Here is a 6,116-nt window from a genome sequence, read left to right as displayed (position 1 = left end):
ATGGCGAGGCGTTCTTCAGGTTGAAGGTGCTGGTATGAAGTAGTTTTGTCGGGCATTGCAACACCTTATACGAGATAGGTGTTGCACCTCGCTTTTGAGGCCGCCGTGCCAAAGAACACGCTGGCCCGATGGGCGGCGATGAGCGGTTCATCGGCCTGTTGACCCGGCTCTGGCGCAATCCGATCGTCGATGAAAAAAACGAGCCGTTTGATGCCGTGCCCGTTTCTGTTCGACGAGCTAACTTCCGGATTGCCCGGACCGAAGCGGAGATTGCAAGGCGTCGGTGTCTTGCGTCGCGGCCGGGACGTCGCGTTCGACGCAAAGGAAAACGCATGAGTTCGCAGATTTCAGCTGACCCGCGCCTGGAATAGCGCGCCGGTGTTGGCGAACAAGGTCGGCGCGACCGAGAGAAAGTCGTCACACCGGTTTCCTGTAGCAGATCCGGCCAATTATTTTGTAGCCTAATTATCTGTACGCTATTGTTACTGATGTCGAATCGAGTCTTGTCGGTGCGGCGAGCGGCCAGAGTTCGGCGGCCGCGGCGTGAAGATTGAAGGTCACGGTGTGCGACAGTAGAATCGCGTGCAACGCCGGGTGCGGCAGGTTGAAACTCCCGCCAAGCGTATGACAGCGCGTGCGATAAGGCCCGGCAGCATCGACTGGCTTCCGCGGACAGTCCCGTTTGCCACGTCGTACGGGGTCACAGGGCTTCGCGCGAGAAGAGCAGCTCGATTCCGGACTAGGTGAAGTGCGGCTACCGGCGCTGCAAGGTGAGCACACGCCCCGCCCTCGCCTACCGCCGATGTTGCACCGTCAGCAAGGACGCAACGTCGCGTCTTGGTGGTAGACGACAACGAGGGCGCGGCTTCCGGCCTGATGATGCTGCTCGAGTAGGAAGGTCACGCCGTCAAAGCCGAGAACACTGGCTTAGCCGCGCTTCGTGCCGTTGAGGAATTTGCTCCCGAAGCCGCCGTCCTGGATCAACGCTTGCCTGATCTTCACGGGACCGACGTCACCCGTCGCATTCGGAATGATACCGGCTCCTATATCGCGTTTATCGCCCTAACGGCATGGGCACTGACTCCAACGATGTCGAAACCCAAAGCCCTTCAATGCGTACTTCATCAAGCCAATCGATTTCAATAGGCTCCTGAGCGCACTGGAGCGCATATCGACCCTGTGAGCGTGACGGGATCATGGACGAGCTTCGTACATCCAGACGATCGAGCCGTTAGTTGGCGGATCGCTGGACTCTGCCGATCAACGAGCCGAACCGTTACGGGACAGGTATATACCCGAACCTCCTTCGTGTGGACCTGCTGCGGCTATAGCGGCAGGCCGAGCGGGTCCAGCCCGGTCATTCTCGTATGAACCGAGAGCACCAGCCGGCTTGCGTCCAGTGGCAGCGAGCACGCGCGCCCTCAATGCATGAGCGGCATCATCGGGCGTGCATCGCTTCCAATCGTTATATGCGCCAACCGACCTCCTTGCGCTCATTCGGTCCAGTCGAGCGATGCGCTTTCATGCACCTATCATCTGCCGCGGTGCGCCGGAGTTATCGTGCCGAATAGTCCATTGGCCTCGCCGTTAGGGCCTGCCGAAAAGTACACAGTGTCCGACCTCGAGTTGCGGCCGCCGCCGAGTGTCAGGGTCCACAAGCCGTCGATCGCCACCGGATTGCCGTATGCATCCTCCAGCTGATCGATAAGCGTGCCGTCATCGTCGAAGACATTGATTCGACCATCGCCGAAGTTGCCGATCAGAATCTTTCCGCTGAAGCGTCCGAAATCGAACGACGCACGCATGACGCCCCAGGGCGAGTTGAGTGTTCCCCGGCTGGCGAAGCGGCGCAGCAAGTGGCCGTCCGTGTCGAATACATCCACGAAACCGTGACCACTGCCTGCAACATCGTCGTGCTGCTGCTTGTCCTGCTGCGCATACGTGACGAACAGATCTCCATCGATGTTAGCAATGCCGAGCGGCGCGTATCCGGGCGGAATGTGTGGGTCGGTGAAGCGGCCGTCCGTCGCGGCGGCCATGTACAGGCCGTTCGTGCCGCCGCTCGGCCCGAATACGTCGATCCGTCTCGACCGAAAGTTGGTCGCAAACAGGAACAGGCCTTTCGGGTTTATGCCGAAAGCGAGTCCCTTATAGACGGCGCCGCTGTTGGCGGAAGAGTTGGACGAGTTATCGACCGCGATCACGGCGTTGGTCGCTGGATTCAGCCCGTTGGCCCAGGCGGAAATCGTGCCGTCCTCGGTCGAAAAGATGAATGCAGCCGGGATCGTCGTGCCTGGTACCAGGAATGCCGCCGAGGTATTCCATACCATTCCTGTGGGCGCCGCAGGCCCAGGACCCGACGGCTTGTTATGACTGGTGGACATACAGGCTCCGGGCGATATGACATTGCCTGGCAGCGGGATCGATACCTGCAGCGGAACCTTCGTACCTTCGCCGTCATATAGCGTGGCACAGCCTGTTCCGTTGTCGTTGATCCAGAAGGGGCTGCCTGCGGGACTGAAAGCAATACCCCAGGCGTTCTGCAATACACTGTCCGTTTTCGGGGCCGCGCCCGCCAAGTTGGACACGAGTGGCGTGACGACGTAAGCATCGCCATGTGCCGCATACCCAATCGTAAAACTGGCGGCCAGGACAGCGGCTGTCGCCGCTTTGAGACTTCCAGAGACGTGAGACATAACACCCTCCTTAGTCGGACTGGTGAGGACCTGCTCTGAGAATCGACACTGGAAAAAGGTAAACGATGGCTGCGCCGGGAAAATTCCCGCGGCACTCGAAAAAGTTCGGTTGTCCAAAAGGCCGGCTGCATGAGCACGTCCTTCCAGCACTATTGCTCCCGTTCGGGAAGCGAGTCATCGCGGCATACACCTGCAATTGCGCCAGTCCATCAACATCGTGCGGAATATCAGGAAGCCCGGCCACGTTCTATTCATGAAGGTGTGGTGCCCGGAAAGACGGCGCCCCCATTGTCGAAACGGAACGCAAGGTCGTGCCGACGCCTCGGGCCTACGTGGAGCTCGACTAAACAGCCTCAGGAGCCGGGACGCGCTATCATTGGTGAGGAAGAAAATGAACATCGACAGAAACAACGCCGTGTGTGTGCTCGTTGCGATTGCGCTCGTTGCACCCTTGAGCGGTCATGCGAACGACATTATTCACGTCAGGCTCACGAACACGTCCATTCAACTCGATACCGATGCGGCGAAGGCGGGCCGCGTCACGTTTGAAGTGACGAACGCAGCCGACAGCAATACGGAACATGAATTAGTCGTGTTGAGGACAGACGCCGACGAAGCGCGGCTGCCGGTACAGAATGGACAGGTAACCGAAAGCCGGTTCACGAAGATGGGCGAGGTAGAGGATGTCAGAACACGTTCGACCAAGCGCCTGTCATTGAAGCTCGAGCCAGGACGCTATGTGTTGATTTGCAACCGTCCGGGACACTACGCGATGGGCATGCATAAGTCCTTCGTCGTCGCGCGCTGAGACGGTCCGAGGTGTCTCGCTTCGCGAGATATCGACGCGGGCAAGCCTGCAGTCACGAGGGAGATGGAAAGCTGTGAAAGAGTTCCAGCAACTGCGCCGATCGCCACCAGGGCTCCGCCGTCAGTTGTGCCTCCTGACCGACGCAAAGCGCGTATTAGCGTTCAGCCCGAGCTTCCGCGCGACGACGCTCACGTTTCGAACGGGCGTTTACTCGATGCGTCAGCGTTGTAGGAGGATCTGTCGCAGTAACGCGTCGGGTATCAAGTGCCTTGACAATACGAACGATCAGACGCTTGATGACGACGCTAAATCCAGCCTTGGCAGGGGTGCTCAAGCGCTTGCACTATCCGCTCGATGTGATCCTGACGTGTGTGCGCTGGTATGTGGCGTATCCACTGAGCCTTCCACATCTGGAAGAGATGATGGCGGAGCACGGAATCTCGGTCGACCATTCAAGCGTACATCGCTGGGCCATCAAGGTGTTGCCGGTCCTGGAAAAGGCGTTTCGCCGCCACAAGCGAGCCGTCGGTCGGAGCTGGCGAATGGATGAAACGTATGTCAAGGTCCGCGGCCAGTGGAAGTATTTGTTCCGCGCAGTCGACAAAGAGGGCAACACGGTGGATTTTCTGCTGCGTGCCCATCGTGACAAGGCGGCGGCGCGGCGCTACTTCGAAAAGTCAATCGGCCAAAACGGCGAGCCCGAGACGGTGACAATTGATAAAAGCGGCGCGAACCTGGCCGCGCTGAATTCCCTCATCGTGCACGTGATCGCTAAGGGCCAAATGAAAGACAGCGGCATCGGATACACTCGTGCCGAGCAGTTTTACTCACTGGCAGCATAAGGAATCCTATTTATACTGCCGTTCCTTCGTCATCTTGGCCTTACGGCGACAAAACCATTCCTATTGCCCCTCACGACTGGCACTGGCGCCAATTCCCCCTTGCGTGCACACCTCAGGTTGTCCGAGCTCTCTCGCCTCATCAGGTTCCTAGCGATGACATCGGTGTCCGGCGTGCATGAAGTTGCTGACATCGAGAAGCTGCTCGCCAATCCCAACGGCACCCAGACGATGTTGGATGCTCTAAATCCTACTCGCGCCGCAGAGATGGTCAATCATTTCTCAGCGTATCTGGAGAGCGCGGAAAGAGTTGCATACGAAGAAGTGGTCACTGAGCTGCAACGTTCCTGTACGAAGGAAAAGCTTGAAGCGGCGTCTGGAAGAGACTTTTCGCGCGGCCGCCACATTCATTGCATATTGTCCCGAGAGAAGCCCGGACAAGGCAAGTCGTATCGTACGTTCGTTTGTTGACGAAGTTCCGCTTACTTACGGGCTCGACCTGCTATTTCGGAGACAGCGCCTAAGGCATTGAAGAAAGCTCGCTGCTTGGCGTCGGATGTGCGGCGCACGTGTCACCTGCTCACACGAGCCTACATCTGCAGTGGAGCAACGAGCATTTCCTCTCCAATCGTACGCCGTCCCAGACGTCAGGCGAGTTGCGCTGCTACGGACGGCTGGTTTTATTGCAGTCGGCGCTAATAATGTCGACCAGGTTAATCATCGTCATCGCCATGATGGTGATGATGCTCCCAGCCGCGGTGCCTGCCATTATCGTGCCGCCAGTGTTCTCCATGGTCCTCATCACGGTAGCCATAGCCATAGTAGGCCGGGGCCGGCGCATAGACAACCGGCGGGGGCGCTTGATAGACGACTGCAGGTTGCTCGACATACAAAGGTGCCGGCGCACCGAGATAGACTCCGACATCCACTCGAGCGAAGGCTGCGCTTGAAACAAACGCGCTGCCGAGAGTCGCGACGGTTAGAAGGATGGCGCGTTTGACGACGTTCTTGTTCATTGCAAACTCCACTGAGTGTGTCCGCAATAACGCCGCCGCATCCGGGTTGGTGCACGTCGATAGAGTACTTATTTGTAAAAATCTGTAGCGCATCGCTCGAGCCGCGTCCGCCAGCCCTCACCTTCTCGCTTTTATTCTTCTTGCTTTCCTGGCTCTTCCCGCGCCACGTTGCACGTAAGCGACCAAATGTTTTCCACCCGACGGACGCGCTTTGGCCGAGCCCCTACCCTGCAACTCATCGAGGAACGATTTCCCTTGACGAGAACAAAAGGTCACGACGAGTGCCACGTCTAGCGACGAACAATAAGCGATTCGGAGCGAGAATCGTCCAGGAGCTTCTTCGCGAAACCGGCGCCGCAGGCTTCGCGTTCGCAGGCCTCGGCATGGGCACTGGCGTCGGGCTTTCGACGGCCGTCATGCTTTGGGCCCCCGACGCGGACATTGCTCAATGGGGCTCCGTTTCCTTCACGTGTCTGGCTGCCGGCTTGTTCCTGTGCTGCACACTCGTCGTGGGATGCAGCATTCCTCTGAAAACAACCCATGAGAGCTTGGTTTCACTTGCAAAGTGACCTTGTCCGCGAATTTCGTATCCCTTAGCTAAACGGAATTATGCCACCCGTCGATTCTAGGCGGCATGCCAGTGCTGCTCGAATTGCATCGGACTGACGTATCCCAATGTCAGTGCAAGCGCGAATGATTGTAGAAGCTCAACCAGTCGATCACCTCGTCCATCGCTTCGCGACGTGTTGTAAAGCGC

The 6,116-nt window shown here is 58.1% G+C and carries 5 protein-coding genes and 3 pseudogenes; 4 read left to right on the top strand and 4 right to left on the bottom strand.

Translation table 11 applies throughout. From position 1 onward, the window contains the following. Window positions 1–104 precede the first annotated feature (104 nt). A pseudogene (locus AWB75_RS39095) lies at window positions 105–272 on the bottom strand (cysteine hydrolase); the annotation flags it as partial. Window positions 273–909: 637 nt separating this feature from the next. On the opposite strand from AWB75_RS39095, the pseudogene AWB75_RS39620 reads away from it, so the two are divergent. Beyond that, a pseudogene (locus AWB75_RS39620) lies at window positions 910–1,146 on the top strand (hypothetical protein); the annotation flags it as partial. 386 nt (window positions 1,147–1,532) lie between these two features. Here the strand turns inward: AWB75_RS39620 and AWB75_RS35890 are convergent. Then, window positions 1,533–2,696 carry a TIGR03118 family protein gene (locus tag AWB75_RS35890; protein WP_061128674.1) on the bottom strand — a complete coding sequence of 388 codons (1,164 nt, stop codon included), beginning with the start codon at window positions 2,694–2,696 and terminating at the stop codon, window positions 1,533–1,535. Window positions 2,697–3,087: 391 nt separating this feature from the next. Between AWB75_RS35890 and AWB75_RS35885 the strand changes: the two genes are divergently transcribed. From AWB75_RS35885 to AWB75_RS35875, 3 genes are all read left to right on the top strand, one after another. Continuing rightward, complete coding sequence (locus AWB75_RS35885; protein WP_061128673.1) at window positions 3,088–3,504, top strand: hypothetical protein; 417 nt, start codon at window positions 3,088–3,090, stop codon at window positions 3,502–3,504. A 296-nt stretch (window positions 3,505–3,800) separates the two neighbouring features. Next, window positions 3,801–4,346 (top strand): IS6 family transposase, encoded by a 546-nt coding sequence (locus tag AWB75_RS35880; protein WP_061128672.1) that lies wholly within the window; start codon window positions 3,801–3,803, stop codon window positions 4,344–4,346. Between the two features lie 153 nt (window positions 4,347–4,499). After that, entirely contained in the window at window positions 4,500–4,814 is a 315-nt protein-coding gene (locus tag AWB75_RS35875; RefSeq protein WP_143746671.1) for a hypothetical protein, read from the top strand. Window positions 4,815–5,056: 242 nt separating this feature from the next. Here the strand turns inward: AWB75_RS35875 and AWB75_RS35870 are convergent, their stop codons facing one another. Beyond that, window positions 5,057–5,359, bottom strand: a complete 303-nt coding sequence (locus AWB75_RS35870) for a hypothetical protein (RefSeq protein ID WP_087087191.1) — start codon at window positions 5,357–5,359, stop codon at window positions 5,057–5,059. 625 nt (window positions 5,360–5,984) lie between these two features. Beyond that, window positions 5,985–6,116: pseudogene (locus tag AWB75_RS36830) on the bottom strand (IS3 family transposase); the annotation flags it as partial.

It is taken from the genome of Caballeronia catudaia (assembly GCF_001544755.2).
Classification (GTDB): Bacteria; Pseudomonadota; Gammaproteobacteria; order Burkholderiales; family Burkholderiaceae; genus Caballeronia; species Caballeronia catudaia.
The sequence above is the reverse complement of the archived record's forward strand: the minus strand, read 5'-3'. Positions and strand labels throughout refer to the sequence as shown.